This window comes from Streptococcus sp. KHUD_016 (genome assembly GCF_051106465.1).
Taxonomy (GTDB): Bacteria; Bacillota; Bacilli; order Lactobacillales; family Streptococcaceae; genus Streptococcus.
Map to the genome: position 1 here is coordinate 732,281 of NZ_CP193663.1, position 17,130 is coordinate 749,410.

Annotated in this window: 18 protein-coding genes, 1 pseudogene, 1 CRISPR repeat array and 1 other annotated feature; of the genes and pseudogenes, 13 read left to right on the forward strand and 6 right to left on the reverse strand. The window is 40.1% G+C overall.

Annotated elements, in window-relative coordinates:
- Nucleotide 1: 1 nt before the first annotated feature.
- Nucleotides 2–325, forward strand: a complete 324-nt coding sequence (cas2, locus tag ACORHV_RS03335) for a CRISPR-associated endonuclease Cas2 (RefSeq protein WP_001268300.1) — start codon at nucleotides 2–4, stop codon at nucleotides 323–325.
- Nucleotides 322–1,365 carry a CRISPR-associated protein Csn2-St gene (csn2-St, locus tag ACORHV_RS03340; protein ID WP_001056912.1) on the forward strand — a complete coding sequence of 348 codons (1,044 nt, stop codon included), beginning with the start codon at nucleotides 322–324 and terminating at the stop codon, nucleotides 1,363–1,365. The genes cas2 and csn2-St overlap by 4 nt, the downstream gene beginning before the upstream one ends.
- Before the next feature lie 70 nt (nucleotides 1,366–1,435).
- Nucleotides 1,436–3,910: direct repeats of the CRISPR family, unit length 36 nt; unit sequence GTTTTTGTACTCTCAAGATTTAAGTAACTGTACAAC.
- A gap of 186 nt (nucleotides 3,911–4,096) precedes the next feature.
- Here the strand turns inward: csn2-St and ACORHV_RS03345 are convergent.
- The 3 genes from ACORHV_RS03345 to ACORHV_RS03355 form a co-directional block, all read right to left on the reverse strand.
- On the reverse strand, nucleotides 4,097–4,276 hold the full coding sequence (locus ACORHV_RS03345; protein ID WP_001233347.1) for a hypothetical protein: 180 nt from the start codon (nucleotides 4,274–4,276) through the stop codon (nucleotides 4,097–4,099).
- A 268-nt stretch (nucleotides 4,277–4,544) separates the two neighbouring features.
- Complete coding sequence (yidA, locus tag ACORHV_RS03350) at nucleotides 4,545–5,351, reverse strand: sugar-phosphatase (protein WP_000023491.1); 807 nt, start codon at nucleotides 5,349–5,351, stop codon at nucleotides 4,545–4,547.
- 12 nt (nucleotides 5,352–5,363) lie between these two features.
- A complete protein-coding gene (locus ACORHV_RS03355; protein WP_001003515.1) occupies nucleotides 5,364–6,668 on the reverse strand; it encodes an HD domain-containing protein in 1,305 nt (434 codons plus the stop codon).
- Between the two features lie 70 nt (nucleotides 6,669–6,738).
- Here ACORHV_RS03355 and ACORHV_RS03360 point away from each other — a divergent pair, with 70 nt between their 5' ends.
- Complete coding sequence (locus ACORHV_RS03360) at nucleotides 6,739–7,116, forward strand: DUF1934 domain-containing protein (protein ID WP_008292384.1); 378 nt, start codon at nucleotides 6,739–6,741, stop codon at nucleotides 7,114–7,116.
- Nucleotides 7,117–7,140: 24 nt separating this feature from the next.
- On the opposite strand, the gene ACORHV_RS03365 is transcribed toward ACORHV_RS03360, so the two are convergent.
- Both ACORHV_RS03365 and ACORHV_RS03370 read right to left on the reverse strand, forming a co-directional pair.
- Nucleotides 7,141–8,223, reverse strand: coding sequence for a DEAD/DEAH box helicase (locus tag ACORHV_RS03365; RefSeq protein ID WP_000850593.1), 1,083 nt, complete (start codon nucleotides 8,221–8,223; stop codon nucleotides 7,141–7,143).
- The gene (locus tag ACORHV_RS03370; protein WP_000915873.1) at nucleotides 8,220–9,197 is read right to left on the reverse strand and encodes a Gfo/Idh/MocA family protein; all 978 of its coding nucleotides are present in this window, start codon (nucleotides 9,195–9,197) and stop codon (nucleotides 8,220–8,222) included. The genes ACORHV_RS03365 and ACORHV_RS03370 overlap by 4 nt, the downstream gene beginning before the upstream one ends.
- 156 nt (nucleotides 9,198–9,353) lie before the next feature.
- Between ACORHV_RS03370 and ACORHV_RS03375 the strand changes: the two genes are divergently transcribed.
- The 4 genes from ACORHV_RS03375 (at nucleotide 9,354) to rpmA (ending at nucleotide 11,244) form a co-directional block, all read left to right on the forward strand.
- Nucleotides 9,354–10,040 (forward strand): YoaK family protein, encoded by a 687-nt coding sequence (locus ACORHV_RS03375; RefSeq protein WP_434398812.1) that lies wholly within the window; start codon nucleotides 9,354–9,356, stop codon nucleotides 10,038–10,040.
- A 64-nt stretch (nucleotides 10,041–10,104) separates the two neighbouring features.
- Nucleotides 10,105–10,225: a sequence feature (ribosomal protein L21 leader region), on the forward strand.
- Nucleotides 10,226–10,259: 34 nt separating this feature from the next.
- Nucleotides 10,260–10,574 (forward strand): 50S ribosomal protein L21, encoded by a 315-nt coding sequence (gene rplU / locus ACORHV_RS03380; protein WP_000109141.1) that lies wholly within the window; start codon nucleotides 10,260–10,262, stop codon nucleotides 10,572–10,574.
- Between the two features lie 15 nt (nucleotides 10,575–10,589).
- Nucleotides 10,590–10,934, forward strand: coding sequence for a ribosomal-processing cysteine protease Prp (locus ACORHV_RS03385; protein WP_000613705.1), 345 nt, complete (start codon nucleotides 10,590–10,592; stop codon nucleotides 10,932–10,934).
- A 16-nt stretch (nucleotides 10,935–10,950) separates the two neighbouring features.
- Nucleotides 10,951–11,244, forward strand: coding sequence for a 50S ribosomal protein L27 (gene rpmA / locus ACORHV_RS03390; RefSeq protein ID WP_000916509.1), 294 nt, complete (start codon nucleotides 10,951–10,953; stop codon nucleotides 11,242–11,244).
- 145 nt (nucleotides 11,245–11,389) lie between these two features.
- Here rpmA and ACORHV_RS03395 read toward each other — a convergent pair.
- A pseudogene (locus tag ACORHV_RS03395) lies at nucleotides 11,390–11,485 on the reverse strand (AraC family transcriptional regulator); the annotation flags it as partial.
- On the opposite strand from ACORHV_RS03395, the gene ACORHV_RS03400 reads away from it, so the two are divergent.
- From ACORHV_RS03400 to proC, 6 genes are all read left to right on the forward strand, one after another.
- Nucleotides 11,478–12,386: a LysR family transcriptional regulator gene (locus ACORHV_RS03400; protein ID WP_001025712.1), complete on the forward strand. Its 909-nt coding sequence runs from the start codon at nucleotides 11,478–11,480 to the stop codon at nucleotides 12,384–12,386. The pseudogene ACORHV_RS03395 and the gene ACORHV_RS03400 overlap by 8 nt on opposite strands.
- A complete protein-coding gene (lspA, locus tag ACORHV_RS03405) occupies nucleotides 12,383–12,850 on the forward strand; it encodes a signal peptidase II (protein WP_000745700.1) in 468 nt (155 codons plus the stop codon). Before ACORHV_RS03400 ends, lspA begins: the two co-directional genes overlap by 4 nt.
- The gene (locus tag ACORHV_RS03410) at nucleotides 12,834–13,733 is read left to right on the forward strand and encodes an RluA family pseudouridine synthase (RefSeq protein ID WP_000403219.1); all 900 of its coding nucleotides are present in this window, start codon (nucleotides 12,834–12,836) and stop codon (nucleotides 13,731–13,733) included. The genes lspA and ACORHV_RS03410 overlap by 17 nt, the downstream gene beginning before the upstream one ends.
- A gap of 101 nt (nucleotides 13,734–13,834) precedes the next feature.
- Complete coding sequence (proB, locus tag ACORHV_RS03415; RefSeq protein WP_038805062.1) at nucleotides 13,835–14,944, forward strand: glutamate 5-kinase; 1,110 nt, start codon at nucleotides 13,835–13,837, stop codon at nucleotides 14,942–14,944.
- 9 nt (nucleotides 14,945–14,953) lie between these two features.
- On the forward strand, nucleotides 14,954–16,216 hold the full coding sequence (locus ACORHV_RS03420) for a glutamate-5-semialdehyde dehydrogenase (RefSeq protein ID WP_049478046.1): 1,263 nt from the start codon (nucleotides 14,954–14,956) through the stop codon (nucleotides 16,214–16,216).
- Between the two features lie 3 nt (nucleotides 16,217–16,219).
- On the forward strand, nucleotides 16,220–17,017 hold the full coding sequence (proC, locus tag ACORHV_RS03425; RefSeq protein WP_434398816.1) for a pyrroline-5-carboxylate reductase: 798 nt from the start codon (nucleotides 16,220–16,222) through the stop codon (nucleotides 17,015–17,017).
- Nucleotides 17,018–17,130: the final 113 nt, after the last annotated feature.

Here is a 17,130-nt window from a genome sequence, read left to right on the forward strand (position 1 = left end):
AATGAGGTATGAAGCATTGAGATTATTGTGTTTTTTTGATTTACCAATGGAAACTAATCAAGAAAAAAGGGTCTATCGTAACTTTCGGAAAGATTTAATTGCCAATGGTTTTGAAATGTTGCAGTTTTCTGTTTATTATCGAACCTGTCCTAATCGAAGTTTTGCAAGTAAATTCTATAAAAAATTAAGTCAGAGTAATTTACCAAGTGGGAATGTCCGTTTGCTAGCTGTGACTGAAAAACAATTTTCTGAAATGGTTTTAATAATTGGTGGAAAAACAAAGCAAGAAGAAGTAGTCAGTGATAATAAGTTGGTAGTTATATGAACATGAACATTAGTTATCCATACAAGGATAAAATTTCATTAAGTTTTGGTCAATTTACTCAAATTGTAGGTCAAGATCAGCAATTAAAATATTATATTTGGCAGATACTATTATGGTATTTTGGAGGAAAAAAATATAGTGAGGAAGATTTAGTTCTATTTGAACAAAATGAGCCTAAAATACTAATAGACGATATAATGGTTTCCCGGTCAGAATTCAGTGTTATTCAAGTGTCCAATATCAATGATTTAATTGAACAAATGGAATATAAAAAAGGAACAGTAGCCTATGATTATATAAAGAAAAAGATTAATTCTATAGAGATAATGGAGCAAATTGAAAATATCAATGACAATCTAGATAGGATTTCACTTCTATTGAATCAGAAGTTGAATCTTCAATTAGATGAAATTATCTATCATACCGAAGCAAAATATTTTAATACGGATCAATTGATTCAAAAGAATTTTTTACCATACTTTGGAAAAAATGATAAAAATATATCCTTTGAATTTGTAGACAATAAGACAAAGTTTTTATTATTTCTTTCCATGTTAGAAGTCATGGCGACGAACAGTTCTGAAAAGTTTTTGCTTGTCTTACGAAATTTGGATGATTTTCTATCCTATAGTGATTTTGTTGAATGTTGCGAGAAAATGGAGTTTCTGACTAATCATAATGATTCATTATATATTGTTTTGTTTCCTTCCAATGAAGGTTATCTTCATGTCACGAAAGAAGTTTTAGAGGAAATCAATATTGTTTCCGATTATGTTGATCATTTTTATTCGCTAGAATTCATGTATGATCGCTTTACCAATCAGTATCCAATAAATCAAATACCTGATGAACAAGAATTTTTAACTTCTTTAAGAAAAATTGGATCCTATTTATTTAGCTCGGACATTCTCCACATGAGTCTATCTGTAGAAGATCAAGTGGCATTAAAAATTTTGAATAATTTGTATCAATATGAAATGAAAAAAAAATTCTGTATTGGATCAATCAATCCTATGTTATTGAAATATTTGGAAGAATAGTATTGACGAGTGAGATTTAAGGCTTTATAATGTTTTTGAGGGAACAAAAATCAAAATTGACGAATTTGAGGTTTTTGTACTCTCAAGATTTAAGTAACTGTACAACACTCAAAGTAATCATCTGAAATAGGCATGTGTTTTTGTACTCTCAAGATTTAAGTAACTGTACAACAATACTACGAAAAATGGTATTACCTCAATTGTTTTTGTACTCTCAAGATTTAAGTAACTGTACAACTACGGAAGCCATGTCTATACCAGTGATTACGTTTTTGTACTCTCAAGATTTAAGTAACTGTACAACTCGTATTGGTGGATTCCAGATTGGGACGCGTTTTTGTACTCTCAAGATTTAAGTAACTGTACAACAACGGAGATGCGAGCAAGTTCTCTCAAGAGGTTTTTGTACTCTCAAGATTTAAGTAACTGTACAACAGGTCGCAGCCGAAACCGGCTACAAAGGCGGTTTTTGTACTCTCAAGATTTAAGTAACTGTACAACAGAAAATTGGAAATTTAGATAGAGTGTATGGTTTTTGTACTCTCAAGATTTAAGTAACTGTACAACCAAAATCATACAACGAGAGATCTAATATACGTTTTTGTACTCTCAAGATTTAAGTAACTGTACAACACAAGACCACTTTCTCAAATGCCAAAGCGCGTTTTTGTACTCTCAAGATTTAAGTAACTGTACAACCACTACGAAATAATTTTTTTAAAAAAAGAAGTTTTTGTACTCTCAAGATTTAAGTAACTGTACAACACCATACAGACAAATTCATGCACATTCAACGTTTTTGTACTCTCAAGATTTAAGTAACTGTACAACATATTGAAATCTATTCAATTGGAATAGATAGTTTTTGTACTCTCAAGATTTAAGTAACTGTACAACGCTGAAGGTGAAGCCTTTGCTTTGCCACCAGTTTTTGTACTCTCAAGATTTAAGTAACTGTACAACCTGTTTCAGACGATGGAGATATTTCAACAGGTTTTTGTACTCTCAAGATTTAAGTAACTGTACAACTTCTATTTCTATAATCATTATAACACAATTGTTTTTGTACTCTCAAGATTTAAGTAACTGTACAACTAACAGGTTTACTTGATGGATTGGCGCTGGGTTTTTGTACTCTCAAGATTTAAGTAACTGTACAACAAAGCCCCATCTTTACTCACCTCCTTTCTAGTTTTTGTACTCTCAAGATTTAAGTAACTGTACAACAGAGTATCATACGAGCCTTGGGATCAAAAGTTTTTGTACTCTCAAGATTTAAGTAACTGTACAACTAGCCCGTCACTTTATTATATCAAACGCACGTTTTTGTACTCTCAAGATTTAAGTAACTGTACAACCTTTTGCTAGCTTGTACGATATTTCACTAAGTTTTTGTACTCTCAAGATTTAAGTAACTGTACAACCCATCATCAGAATAAGTAAAATCCTGAAAGGTTTTTGTACTCTCAAGATTTAAGTAACTGTACAACACTGAAAAAGCTGTCAAGCTTACTGCTCCGTTTTTGTACTCTCAAGATTTAAGTAACTGTACAACGATAAGCTCATCCACATTGTTAAAACTTCCGTTTTTGTACTCTCAAGATTTAAGTAACTGTACAACCAGGCGCCTATTACACTCATAACCATCAAGGTTTTTGTACTCTCAAGATTTAAGTAACTGTACAACTCCTTTCTTCTAAATTTGCTTTTTACATTTGTTTTTGTACTCTCAAGATTTAAGTAACTGTACAACAGAAAATTGGAAATTTAGATAAATTTTATGGTTTTTGTACTCTCAAGATTTAAGTAACTGTACAACTAGACCTCAACCAATCGCTGATTGAGACGCGTTTTTGTACTCTCAAGATTTAAGTAACTGTACAACCCTGTACCATGGTTATCCGTCGGATGATGTGTTTTTGTACTCTCAAGATTTAAGTAACTGTACAACAGTTGCTGATGTGTTTTTCATATCCAGCCAGTTTTTGTACTCTCAAGATTTAAGTAACTGTACAACTAAATCTAAAAATTAGAAAAACCACCAAGCGTTTTTGTACTCTCAAGATTTAAGTAACTGTACAACTAAAATATCGAGAAACCTGGTATTTCATGGGTTTTTGTACTCTCAAGATTTAAGTAACTGTACAACAAGATAGCCACAATAGCATCCCAAATGCTTGTTTTTGTACTCTCAAGATTTAAGTAACTGTACAACAGGTGATACAACAGGAATCTGAGGCGCTGGGTTTTTGTACTCTCAAGATTTAAGTAACTGTACAACTCAAAAGAGAGTCGCTCTTGGTACCAAGTAGTTTTTGTACTCTCAAGATTTAAGTAACTGTACAACTTATGTGGCAAGCGCTAACTACTACAGATAGTTTTTGTACTCTCAAGATTTAAGTAACTGTACAACCCGTGAAATTAGTAGTGTTCAAAGGTGCTAGTTTTTGTACTCTCAAGATTTAAGTAACTGTACAACATGCTTGTATTCGCTTTATGGAAATCCTCAGTTTTTGTACTCTCAAGATTTAAGTAACTGTACAACACCTCATGCTTGAAGATGGCCGATTGGCTGAAAAAGAAAGTTTCAACATCGGGCCTGACGGATTGATCACTACAAAATAATTTTTTAAAAATAGAAAGGAAATTTTCTAAAATATTGTTCGAATTGTAACCGCAGGCTCAGGCTTGCGGGCTTTCTTGTTTGCAATAATAAAAGCAGTGACGGAAATCACTGCTTATCAGCTGTAGCAAATTCATAAAGTTTTTCTGCTGTGAGAAGTGCCATTTTGTCCATGCTTGTTTTTCCTTTTCTGAGGTCAGAAACGGTAGTCCATGGCACACCGGCACCTTGTGAAATAGCAGATGTAGAAATAGAACTATTAAGTAATTCTTGAATAACTTTTCTCATATTTTTCTTTACCTCAATTTTTATCTTAATCATATTATATAACGGAGAACCGAGATGTCAAGCGTTTTGATAAATTATTTCTAAATATTTTCGCCCCAAACTTGCCCCCAAAAACTTATTTTTTTATATTTTTTAATAGTTTTTCTCTTTTTAAAAACCATGAATAACAACAAACCAGAAAGACTGATATATATTATTATGTTTGCAGGGGGCATATAAACAGTGTAAAAAACCGCTCAGCTGAGCGGTTTTCGTATTTTATCATACTTTACAGTACCCACGTACGAATAGCATGGGCAACGCCAGATTCGTCATTTGTTTTGGTGATGTATTTGGCGATTTTTTTGAGTTCTGGATTTCCATTTTCCATAACAACGGGGTTTCCAACGACTTCGAGCATGGCACGGTCATTTTCTTCGTCCCCGATAGCCATAGTTTCATCTTTGGTCAATCCTAGTTTTTCAGCTAAGTGAGTGATGGCTGAACCCTTGTCCACATTCTTTTTAAGGAGTTCGAGGTAGAAAGGAGCAGATTTGTTGATGGAGTAGCGCTCGTAAAATTCGGCTGGAATTTTTTCAATAGCAGCGTCGAGAATTTCTGGTTCATCGATAAACATACACTTGACAATTTCCTTGTCAGCCATTTCTTCAGGAGTGCGGTAGAAGATGGGCATGCTGACGAGGGTTGATTCGTGCACCGTGTACTTTCCGATATTGCGATTGGCAGTATAGATACCGTCCTTGGTAATAGCGTGCATGTGGACACCGAGCTTGCGACTGAGAAATTCCATATCCAGATAATCCTCATAGGTCAAGGATTCGCTGATAATCTCCTGCCCAGTAGCAGTTTCTTGGACAAGGGCACCGTTGAAGGTTACGACATAGTCACCCTCGTCTCTCAATTGCAAGTCGTCCAGAAGTTTGGCAACGCCTGCGATAGGACGACCTGTTGCAATGACGACTTTGACACCAGCTTGTTTGGCGTCTTGAATGGCAGAAAAGACTTCCGGAGTGATCTCCTTTTTACTGTTAACTAGGGTACCATCGATATCGACGGCGATTAGTTTAATACTCATAAATTTCCTCTTCTAGTTTTTATTTGGGGTAAAATGATCGTTCTCAATCAAGTGTAAAAATTGCTGGGTAATGCTTGCGAAGATGCTATTTTGATCTAACATTTCTTTTGGAAAATAGAAACGATTGTCTCCGTGGCGACTGCCAGCAAGGGATTGGACGATAGGAGACAGGCTAGAGAGTTCAGCTAGTTCTCCATTTTTTTGTAAAATCTCAATCTGTGTCCGTGGGTTTTCAGATTCGGGACGATAGATATCATAAGGAAGGTCAAAGTTCTTATGAATAGCAGTATAGTAGTCTGGATCAAAACCGATTTCTTCAACCAGTTGTCTCATGGTTGCGAGTTGGTCTTGGTCTTTTTCTGAAAAAGTAATGGATTTAAAGACCTTGCGGTTGACAAAACGTTGCGACAAGTCGGCTAGTATCTTGTCAGGACTGGTCATCCAGAGTTGGAAGTAGGTATTCATCACGCCGTCATCAAGTGCCAGATAGTCAGATAGAGTAACTTTCTTTTCAAAAAAAGGTAGCAAATGTGGAGAAGTGCGTGCAAAGAAATCTTTGTCTTCAGGATAGAGTTCCTTAGCGCGTTTGAGGAGATTTTGTAGGAGAACTTCCATGGCACGTGTTGCTGGGTGGAAATAAACCTGCATATACATCTGGTAGCGACTGAGAACATAGTCTTCAATGGCATGCATACCGTTGCGCTGAAAGGCGATCCCATTTTCGACAGGACGAATCACTCGTAGGATCCGTGTCAGGTCAAATTCCCCATAAGATGCTCCTGTAAAATAGGAGTCGCGCAAGAGATAGTCCATGCGGTCTGCATCAATCTGACTAGAAATGAGCTGTACGACCTGTTTGTTAGGATAGGTATGGTCGATGACACTGGCCACCTTTTCTGGGAAATCTGGCGCTACTTGAAGCAGGACTTGGTGAATCTCTGTCTCAGGACTTTGGATAATTTCCTGGGTAATGGCCTCATGATCTGTATCAAAGAGATTTTCAAAAGTATGCGAGTAGGCACCATGTCCAAGGTCATGTAGGAGAGCAGCGATCATGGTCAAGAGAGACTCAGCAGGATCCCATTCTTCAGGATATTTTTCTTCAAAAATCTCCGTGATACGTCGAGCAATCTCATAGACACCCAAGCAGTGGGAAAAGCGGCTGTGCTCCCCACCGTGGAAGGTATAACTGGAAGTTCCTAGTTGCTTGATACGGCGCAGACGTTGAAATTCCTTTGTATTGATCAAGTCATAGATGACCTGGTTGTTTACATGGATATAGTTGTGAACTGGGTCACGGAATACTTTTTCGTTCATATGACCATTATAGCAAAATCCTGCTCTTTTTGGTAAAATAGTAGGACAAGAGACAGAAAGAGGATTTGATGTGAAGATTCGGATGCGAAATACGATTCAGTTTGATGAGCAGTTGGAAGTCATTGACCAACTCTATGACGTGGAAGTGCGTGAAAAGGGGGATTATAGCTATTTACTCTTTTATAATGAGGAAAAGGAGAAAGTGGTTCTCAAGTTTCATCAAGAAGAATTGGTGATGACCCGTTTCTCAAAGCCCAATACCATCATGCGTTTTCTAAAGGATAGTGATAGTTTGGCCTATATTCCTACTCCAATGGGGATGCAGGAGTTTATCATTCAAACGAGTCATTACAAACTGGATGGGCAAAAGATTGAGCTAGCCTATCAACTACAAAACCAAGAGGGACATCCCTTTGCTAGCTATCAATTGGAAATTACTTGGGGATAAGAAAAAGGTTGGCGAGGGCCAACCTTATTTGATATAGAGTTCTTGGTTTTTTAGGACAATTTCACGTACACTTGCAAACTTCTTGAGTTTTTTTAATTCTTCAGGATGGGTTACGAGAGTGATGACATAGCCCTCTTTGCCCATGCGACCTGTACGGCCAGCACGGTGAGTGTAAGTTTCGATATCTCTAGGAATATCAAAGTTTACGACACATTCTAGACTATCGATATCAATTCCACGAGCCAGAAGGTCAGTTGCAAGGAGCAAGGTTAGTTGCTTGTCCTTAAACTTTTCCAAGATAACTTTTCTAAACTTGACATTGACATCACTAGCGAGGGAAACAGCTAGGATATCTCGATACTGTAATTTTTCTTCTGCACTTCCAAGGTCTGATAGGCTATTAAAGAAGACCAGACCGCGGAAATCCTCAACATGAGCTAGTTTTCGTAGCATATCCACTCGGTGACGTTGGTCTACCTGCATGTAGAAGTGTTGGATGTTGTCCAACTTTTGGTCAGAAAGGTCGATGGTGCGCGTGTTTGGAGCAATCTTTTCTTGGTCAAACTTGGTCGTCGCACTCATGTAGATGAGTTGGTGGTCACGAGGTGCGTAGTGAGTAATTTTCTCTACAAAGTGAATCTGAGAATCATCGAGCAATTGGTCAAATTCATCCAGAATGATGGTTTCCACATTCATCATCTTGATTTTTTTCAATTTAATCAACTCAAAGATACGGCCAGGAGTTCCGATCAGAATTTCTGGCCCTTTTTTTAGGCGTTCAATCTGGCGTTTCTGACTTGAACCTGATAAGAAGAGCTGAGCAGTCAAGCCGATAGCCTCTGACCACGTTTTACATACATCAAAAATTTGTCCAGCAAGTTCTGTATTTGGTGCTAGAATCAAGAGTTGCTGGGCTTTTTTCTTTTGTAGTCTGAGAAGACTTGGTAGGAGGTAAGCTAGGGTCTTACCAGTTCCTGTTGGGCTCACTCCTAGGAGGTTTTCTCCAGCAAGAATGGGCTCAAATAGTTGAGTTTGAATGGGGGTGAATTCTTGGAAACCGAGTCGGTCACTTAGTTCTTGCCATTCAGTCGGTAGTTTGGTTTTCATTTTTCTGCCTCAAATCTAATGCCAGCAGTCTGGCGCATGATATATAATAGGTCATGAACAGAACCTGCATCATCCAGCCAGTTCTGGTAAAGTGTCTGGTCTGGTTGCTGAATCATGTGTGCAAATGCAGCTGCTTCCTCAGTCATCGTATGGGGAGCCTGTTGGATAGGGAGCTGGACTTGATTTCCTTGGTGGTCGGTAAAAATAGCTGAGCGGACATGTTCAATCGTGTTGAGTGTCAAGGTTCCATCTGTTGTGTAGATCTCGCAAGGAAGATTGGAAGTGATGTTTTTTCCAGCCTTGATATGAACTTGAAAGTCAGGGTAGAAGAGGATACCATCGCCATTTAGGTCAATGCTATTGTCAAGCTGTTGAGCCTGATAGGTCGCGTCTTGGGCCTTTCCAAAGAGACGAATAGCAGCGTAGATAGGATAAATCCCCAAGTCCATAAGAGCTCCACCAGCAAAACGGTCTGAAAAGACATTGGGAGTCTGTCCAGCCAACAAGTCAGGCATCTTGGAAGAATACTTGGCATAGTTGAAATCTGCTCCCAGCACTTGCTTGTCTGCTAAAAAGTTTTTGATAGTAGTAAAGGCTTCCTCGTGGTAATTACGAGCTGCTTCAAAAATAAAACAGTGATTTTTCTCAGCTGTTTGTCTCAAATCTAGCCATTCATGTGGCTGAGTAACAGCAGGTTTTTCAAGAATGACATGTTTACCTGCAGACAAGGCAGTCTTGGCTTGAACAAAATGCAAGGAGTTTGGACTAGCGATATAGACTACATCAAAGGAAGACTGAAAGAATTCCTCTAATTGATCAAAGAGTTGGATATTCTTATAGCGGGAAGCAAAGGTTGCGGCAGTTTCTAGTTTTCTAGAATAGACTGCAACCAGCTGGTATTCTCCGCTAGCATGGGCTGCTTCTATGAAATGATGGCTGATAGCCCCTGTTCCGATAACACCTAATTTAAGCATAAATACTCCTTTTCCGACTTTAAATCCTTCCTTCATTATAACATAGAAAAGAAGGACTATCCAACAGATGGTAAAAATTTTCAAATGGACTACGCTTTTCTTAAAGAAAGTGGTACAATATTGAAATGAGTAAATGAAACTGAAATGGGAGAGATAATGAGATTATTACCAATAAGAAAAATATCTCGTCAGTCTAAAAGACTAGCGCTTTTTTTGACCTTTTGTGCAGGATATGTCGATGCCTATACCTTTATCGTTCGAGGGAACACCCTTGTGGCTGGACAAACTGGGAATGTGGTTTTTCTTTCTGTAGGACTCATTCAGCAGAATGTATCGGACGCCAGTGCCAAAGTAATGACCTTGTTTTCCTTTATGATGGGTGTCTTTTTTCTGACATTGTATAAGGAAAAACTACGAATTGTTAAAAAGCCGATTTTGTCCTTGATTCCACTTGCAGTCCTGTCCCTAATTATAGGCTTTGTGCCGCAAACGGTTGATAATATCTATCTCGTACCGCCCTTGGCCTTCTGTATGGGGCTGGTGACAACTGCTTTTGGAGAAGTGTCAGGGATTGCCTATAATAATGCTTTTATGACAGGGAATGTCAAACGTACCATGTTGGCTTTTGGAGATTATTTCCGGACCAATCATACGCCTTTCCTACGAGAGGGCTTGATTTTTGTTAGCTTGCTTAGCAGTTTTGTCTTCGGAGTTGTTTTTTCAGCTTATTTGACGATTTACTATCAGGAGAAGACAATTCTAGGAGTTCCTCTTATGATGAGTATCTTTTACTTCAGTATGCTTTTTGCTTCTTGGAGAAAAAAAGGGAAAGAAAAAGCTTAATTTTAATTGATTTTACTTGTAAGAAAAAAGAAGATATGCTATACTTGAAGAGTTGACTATGCACAGTCCTGTGCAACCGCACGAACATCGTTTGCTCGTCGTATAACAAATTTAAACTTTGTTATACTTAGAGCTCTTCTTTTAAGTGGTTCGTCCCACGATGCTAGGCGAGTCTTCACAAAAATACGGGGAAACCCTAAAAATCATAGGAGGTGCATAATGAGCACATACGCAATTATCAAAACTGGCGGAAAACAAGTTAAAGTTGAAGTTGGTCAAGCAGTTTACGTTGAAAAATTGAACGTTGAAGCTGGTCAAGAAGTTACTTTTAACGAAGTTGTTCTTGTTGGTGGTGAAAACACTGTTGTCGGAACTCCACTTGTTGCTGGAGCTACTGTAGTTGGAACTGTTGAAAAACAAGGAAAACAAAAGAAAGTTGTTACTTACAAGTACAAACCTAAAAAAGGTAGCCACCGTAAACAAGGTCACCGTCAACCATATACAAAAGTTGTCATCAACGCGATCAACGCTTAATTTTAAGGAGAACACATGATACAAGCAGTCTTTGAGAGAGCCGAAGATGGCGAGCTGAGGAGTGCGGAAATTACTGGACACGCCGAAAGTGGCGAATACGGCTTAGATGTCGTGTGTGCATCGGTTTCTACGCTTGCCATTAACTTTGTCAATTCCATTGAGAAATTTGCAGGCTATGAACCAATCCTAGAATTAAACGAAGATGAAGGTGGCTATCTAAAGGTTGAAATACCAGCGGATCTTCCTTCACACCAGAGAGAAATGACCCAGTTATTCTTTGAATCATTTTTCTTAGGTATGGCAAACTTATCGGAGAACTCTTCTGAGTTCGTCCAAACCAGAGTTATCACAGAAAACTAACACGGAGGAAAACATTATGTTAAAAATGACTCTTAACAACTTGCAACTTTTCGCCCACAAAAAAGGTGGAGGTTCTACATCAAACGGACGTGATTCACAAGCAAAACGTCTTGGAGCTAAAGCAGCTGACGGACAAACTGTAACAGGTGGATCAATCCTTTACCGTCAACGTGGTACACACATCTATCCAGGTGTAAACGTTGGACGTGGTGGAGACGATACTTTGTTCGCTAAAGTTGAAGGCGTAGTACGCTTTGAACGTAAAGGTCGCGATAAGAAACAAGTTTCTGTTTACCCAATCGCAAAATAAAAAGGTCCAGTAAACCTTTTTATCCCGAGCCTTGGTATTTTAAGGCGAGGAAGCTAGAAGTAGCATTAAATAAGGCTTTCCGAGTTCTCGGAGAGCCTATTTTTTTGTTTTGATACCCATTTTGAATTTAATAGAGAATAGTTAGATTTAAACTTGCGATGGACACTTTTTTCTTTTTTGGAAAAATTCTGAAATATGGTATAATGAACAGATAGAGAAGTTGGGGGTAGAAGATGAATATTCAACAATTACGCTATGTTGTTGCTATTGCCAATAGCGGTACTTTCCGTGAAGCTGCTGAAAAGATGTATGTTAGTCAGCCAAGTCTGTCTATTTCTGTGCGCGATTTGGAAAAAGAGCTGGGGTTTAAGATTTTCCGTCGGACGAGTTCGGGGACTTTCTTAACCCGTCGTGGTATGGAATTTTATGAGAAAGCGCAGGAGTTAGTTAAAGGCTTTGATGTTTTTCAAAATCATTATGCCAACCCTGAGGAAGAAAAAGATGAATTTTCCATTGCCAGCCAGCACTATGACTTCTTGCCACCAACGATTACGGCCTTTTCGGAACGTTATCCTGACTACAAGAACTTTCGTATTTTTGAGTCTACTACAGTTCAGATATTAGACGAAGTGGCCCAAGGACATAGTGAGATTGGGATTATCTACCTCAACAACCAAAATAAAAAGGGCATCATGCAACGGGTTGAAAAGCTTGGTTTAGAAGTTATTGAACTAATTCCTTTCCAGACTCACATTTATCTTCGTGAAGGGCATCCTTTAGCCCAGAAGGAGGAATTGGTCATGGAGGATTTAGCGGATCTACCAACCGTTCGTTTTACTCAGGAAAAGGATGAGTATCTATACTATTCAGAGAACTTTGTCGACACCAGCGCGAGCTCGCAGATGTTTAATGTGACGGACCGTGCTACTTTGAATGGTATTTTGGAGCGGACGGATGCTTATGCGACTGGATCTGGATTTTTAGATAGTGACAGTGTTAATGGGATTACAGTCATTCGTCTCAAGGATAATCTAGATAATCGCATGGTCTATGTCAAACGGGAAGAAGTTGAGCTTAGTCAAGCTGGGACTCTTTTCGTTGAGGTTATGCAAGAATATTTTGATCAAAAGAGGAAATCATGAAAAAAAGAGGAATGGTAGCAGTCATTGTACTGCTTTTGATTGGGCTGGATCAGTTGGTCAAAAATTATGTTGTCCAGCAGATTCCACTGGGTGAAGTGCGTTCGTGGATACCCAATCTCGTTAGCTTGACCTACCTGCAAAATAGAGGAGCAGCCTTCTCCATGCTGCAAGATCAGCAGTGGTTATTTGCTGTCATTACATTGGTCGTCATGGTAGGAGCCATTTGGTATCTACATAAACACATGGAGGATTCTCTCTGGTTAGTTTTTGGACTGACTTTGATAATCGCGGGAGGTCTGGGTAACTTTATCGACAGAATGAGTCAAGGTTTTGTGGTGGATATGTTTCACCTAGACTTTATCAACTTTGCGATTTTCAATGTTGCTGACAGCTATTTGACAGTTGGTGTGATTGTTTTATTGATTGCAATGCTTAAAGAGGAAGTAAATGGAAATAAAAATTGAAACTGGTGGGCAACGTCTAGACAAGGCTTTGTCAGATCTGACAGAATTGTCACGCAGTCTCGCGAATGAACAAATCAAGGCTGGACAAGTTTTGGTTAATGGGCTAGTCAAGAAAGCAAAATACACTGTCCAAGAGGGGGATATCGTCACCTACCATGTGCCAGAACCGGAGGTTTTAGAGTATGTGGCTGAAGATATTCCGCTAGATATCATTTACCAAGATGAGGATGTAGCCGTTGTTAACAAACCTCAGGGGATGGTGGTGCATCCGAGTGCTGGTCATACTAGCGGAACCTTGGTCAATGCCCTCATGTACCATATCAAGGACTTGTCAGGTATCAATGGTGTTCTCCGGCCGGGTATCGTTCACCGCATTGACAAGGACACGTCGGGTCTCCTCATGATTGCTAAGAATGATGAGGCGCATCTAGCACTTGCTCAAGAACTTAAGGACAAGAAGTCTCTCCGCAAATACTGGGCGATTGTTCATGGCAATCTTCCCAATGATCGTGGTGTGATTGAAGCGCCAATTGGTCGTAGTGAAAAAGACCGTAAGAAACAGGCTGTGACTGCTAAAGGGAAGCCGGCAGTGACGCGTTTCCACGTTTTGGAACGTTTTGGTGATTATAGCTTAGTGGAGTTGCAACTGGAAACAGGACGTACCCACCAAATCCGTGTTCATATGGCTTATATTGGCCATCCAGTCGCTGGTGATGAAGTCTATGGTCCTCGTAAGACTTTGAAAGGACAAGGACAGTTTCTCCATGCTAAGACTCTAGGTTTTACCCATCCGAGAACAGGTGAAACCTTGGAATTCACAGCAGATATTCCAGAGATTTTTAAAGAAACGCTGGAAAGATTGCGTAAAACTGAGAATAGATAAAAGAGTTGAGATGCCTTGTCTCAACCTTTTTCATTTCAAGTCTTTTCTATTTTAAAGTATTCATGTTATAATGGATAAATATGAAGAATCGGAGTGAGAATATGAAGTACAAACGAATCGTCTTTAAGGTAGGGACTTCCTCCTTGACAAATGAAGACGGGAGTTTATCAAGGAGTAAAGTAAAGGCAATTACCCAGCAATTGGCTATGCTGCATGAGGCTGGACATGAGTTGATTTTAGTGTCATCTGGGGCAGTTGCCGCTGGATTTGGAGCTTTGGGTTTTAAAAAACGTCCGACCAAGATTGCAGATAAACAAGCTTCGGCTGCAGTTGGTCAGGGACTTTTGTTGGAGGAATATACAACCAACCTCCTCATGCGCCAGATCGTTTCTGCACAAATCTTGCTGACACAGGATGATTTTGTAGATAAACGTCGCTATAAGAACGCCCATCAGGCCTTGTCTGTATTGCTTCATCGTGGTGCAATTCCCATCATCAATGAAAATGATAGTGTCGTCATTGACGAACTCAAGGTGGGTGATAATGACACTCTGAGTGCCCAGGTAGCGGCTATGGTCCAAGCGGACCTTTTAGTTCTCTTGACTGATGTGGACGGTCTCTATACTGGAAATCCCAACTCAGATCCAAGAGCTAAACGTTTGGAGAAAATCGAGACTATCAATCGTGAGATTATTGATATGGCTGGTGGAGCAGGTTCGTCAAACGGTACTGGGGGTATGTTGACAAAAATCAAAGCTGCAACTATTGCGACGGAGTCAGGTGTGCCAGTCTATATCTGCTCTTCCATGAAATCTGATGCCTTGATTGAAGCAGCAGAGGAGACCAAGGATGGATCCTTCTTTGTTGCGCAAGAGAAGGGACTTCGTACCCAGAAACAATGGCTGGCCTTCTATGCTCAAAGTCAGGGAACGATTTGGGTAGATGGTGGAGCTGCAGAGGCACTTTCAAAAAACGGGAAAAGTCTCCTTTTATCGGGTGTGGTAGAAGTGGAAGGAAACTTCTCTTACCACGATATTGTAACAGTAGCAGATAAAGAAACAGGTCAATCTCTTGGAAAGGGACGTGTCCAATTTGGTGTCTCAGCCCTAGAAGATATGCTCCGTTCTCAAAAAGCTAAGGGAGTCTTGATTCACCGTGATGACTGGATTTCCATCACTCCTGAAATCCAGCTGCTCTTTACAGAATTTTAGAGGTGAACGATGGTAAGTACACAAGAACAATTTGAACAGGTACAGGCTGTTAAGAAATCAATCAATACTGCCAGTGAAGCAGTGAAAAACCAAGCCTTGCTAGCTATGGCTGATTATTTATTGGCAGCTACTGAGGAGATTTTAGAGGCCAATGCCCTCGATATGGCAGCGGCCAAGGGGAAAATCTCAGATGTCATGCTAGACCGTCTTTATTTGGATGAGGGACGTATAGAAGCGATGGCAAGAGGGATTCGTGAAGTGGTTGCTTTACCAGATCCTATTGGTGAGGTCCTAGAGACAAGTCATCTTGAAAATGGCTTGGTAATCACCAAAAAACGTGTGGCTATGGGGGTTATTGGTATTATCTATGAAAGCCGTCCAAATGTGACGTCTGATGCGGCTGCTTTGGCTCTCAAAAGTGGCAATGCGGTCGTTCTTCGTAGTGGTAAGGACGCCTACCAAACAGCTCATGCTATTGTCACAGCCTTAAAGAAGGGCTTGGAGACGACGATCATCCATCCAGAGGTGATTCAACTGGTGGAAGATACTAGCCGTGAAAGTAGCTATGCTATGATGAAGGCCAAGGGTTATCTAGACCTTCTTATTCCTCGTGGAGGCGCTGGCTTGATCAATGCTGTTGTTGAAAATGCCATTGTGCCTGTTATCGAGACAGGAACTGGGATTGTCCATGTCTATGTGGATAAGGATGCAGATGAAGACAAGGCTCTGTCTATCATCAACAATGCTAAAACCAGTCGTCCTTCTGTCTGCAATGCCATGGAGGTCTTGCTAGTTCATGAAGACAAGGCAGCAAGTTTCCTTCCTCGCTTGGAACAAGTTCTGGTTGCAGAGCGTAAGGAAGCTGGACTGGAACCAATTCAATTCCGCTTGGATAGCCAAGCAAGTCAGTTTGTTTCAGGTCGAGCAGCTGAGGCACAAGACTTTGACACTGAGTTTTTAGATTATATCCTAGCGATTAAGGTTGTGAGCAGTTTAGAAGAAGCAGTTGAGCATATTGAAGCTCACAGTACCCATCATTCGGATGCCATTGTGACGGAAAATGCTGAGGCTGCAGCCTACTTTACAGATCAAGTGGACTCAGCAGCGGTTTATGTCAATGCCTCAACGCGTTTCACTGATGGTGGGCAATTTGGTCTTGGATGTGAGATGGGAATTTCTACTCAGAAACTGCATGCGCGTGGGCCTATGGGCTTGAAAGAGTTGACCAGCTACAAGTATGTGGTTACTGGGGACGGACAGATAAGGGAGTAAGAGATGAAGATTGGATTTATCGGTTTGGGGAATATGGGAGCTAGTTTGGCCAAGGCTGTTGTGCAGGCCAAGACGGGTGCTCAGATTCTCCTTGCCAATCGTAGTCAAGCAAAAGTAGATGCTTTCATTGCTAACTTTGGTGGTCAGGCTTCCAGCAATGACGAAATCTTCGCAGAAGCAGGTGTGATTTTTCTAGGAGTTAAGCCTGCTCAGTTTTCTGAACTGCTTTCTCACTATCAGACCATTCTTGAAAAACGAGAGAGTCTTCTTTTGATTTCCATGGCAGCTGGATTGACTTTAGAAAAACTAGCAAGTCTTATCCCAAGTCAACATCGAATTATTCGTATGATGCCAAATACCCCTGCTTCTATCGGGCAAGGAGTGATTAGTTATGCCTTGTCTCCTAATTGCAGGGCTGAGGACAGTGAGCTCTTTTGTAAGCTGTTAGCCAAGGCAGGTCTCTTTGTTGAACTTGGGGAAAGCTTAATTGATGCAGCGACAGGTCTTGCAGGTTGTGGACCAGCCTTTGTCTACCTTTTTATTGATGCTTTAGCAGATGCGGGTGTGCAGACAGGATTGCCCCGAGAAATGGCTTTGAAAATGGCAGCCCAAACAGTAGTCGGCGCTGGACAAATGGTTCTCGAAAGCCAGCAACATCCTGGAGTTTTGAAGGACCAAGTTTGCAGCCCAGGAGGTTCGACTATTGCTGGTGTAGCAAGTCTGGAAGAACATGCCTTTAGAGGCACAGTCATGGACGCAGTTCAGCAAGCCTATAAACGAACACAAGAACTAGGTAAATAAGAGGTTGGATGACTCCCAGCCTCTTTTATGGTCGATTGAATGGAGAAGACGCAAAAAGATTGTCACAAAAATCTATTTTTTTGATAGAATAGAAGGTAGAAAAAAAGAAATGA

Excerpts from the sequence above, each read along its gene's own strand:
- csn2-St (WP_001056912.1), top strand. The coding sequence starts at position 322 with ATGAACATGAACATTAGTTATCCATACAAGGATAAAATTTCATTAAGT.
- ACORHV_RS03385 (WP_000613705.1), top strand. The coding sequence starts at position 10,590 with ATGATACAAGCAGTCTTTGAGAGAGCCGAAGATGGCGAGCTGAGGAGT.
- ACORHV_RS03345 (WP_001233347.1), bottom strand. The coding sequence starts at position 4,276 with ATGAGAAAAGTTATTCAAGAATTACTTAATAGTTCTATTTCTACATCT.
- rpmA (WP_000916509.1), top strand. The coding sequence starts at position 10,951 with ATGTTAAAAATGACTCTTAACAACTTGCAACTTTTCGCCCACAAAAAA.
- ACORHV_RS03420 (WP_049478046.1), top strand. The coding sequence starts at position 14,954 with ATGGTAAGTACACAAGAACAATTTGAACAGGTACAGGCTGTTAAGAAA.
- lspA (WP_000745700.1), top strand. The coding sequence starts at position 12,383 with ATGAAAAAAAGAGGAATGGTAGCAGTCATTGTACTGCTTTTGATTGGG.
- yidA (WP_000023491.1), bottom strand. The coding sequence starts at position 5,351 with ATGAGTATTAAACTAATCGCCGTCGATATCGATGGTACCCTAGTTAAC.
- cas2 (WP_001268300.1), top strand. The coding sequence starts at position 2 with ATGAGGTATGAAGCATTGAGATTATTGTGTTTTTTTGATTTACCAATG.
- proB (WP_038805062.1), top strand. The coding sequence starts at position 13,835 with ATGAAGTACAAACGAATCGTCTTTAAGGTAGGGACTTCCTCCTTGACA.
- ACORHV_RS03400 (WP_001025712.1), top strand. The coding sequence starts at position 11,478 with ATGAATATTCAACAATTACGCTATGTTGTTGCTATTGCCAATAGCGGT.
- ACORHV_RS03375 (WP_434398812.1), top strand. The coding sequence starts at position 9,354 with ATGAGATTATTACCAATAAGAAAAATATCTCGTCAGTCTAAAAGACTA.
- ACORHV_RS03365 (WP_000850593.1), bottom strand. The coding sequence starts at position 8,223 with ATGAAAACCAAACTACCGACTGAATGGCAAGAACTAAGTGACCGACTC.
- rplU (WP_000109141.1), top strand. The coding sequence starts at position 10,260 with ATGAGCACATACGCAATTATCAAAACTGGCGGAAAACAAGTTAAAGTT.
- ACORHV_RS03370 (WP_000915873.1), bottom strand. The coding sequence starts at position 9,197 with ATGCTTAAATTAGGTGTTATCGGAACAGGGGCTATCAGCCATCATTTC.
- ACORHV_RS03355 (WP_001003515.1), bottom strand. The coding sequence starts at position 6,668 with ATGAACGAAAAAGTATTCCGTGACCCAGTTCACAACTATATCCATGTA.
- proC (WP_434398816.1), top strand. The coding sequence starts at position 16,220 with ATGAAGATTGGATTTATCGGTTTGGGGAATATGGGAGCTAGTTTGGCC.
- ACORHV_RS03410 (WP_000403219.1), top strand. The coding sequence starts at position 12,834 with ATGGAAATAAAAATTGAAACTGGTGGGCAACGTCTAGACAAGGCTTTG.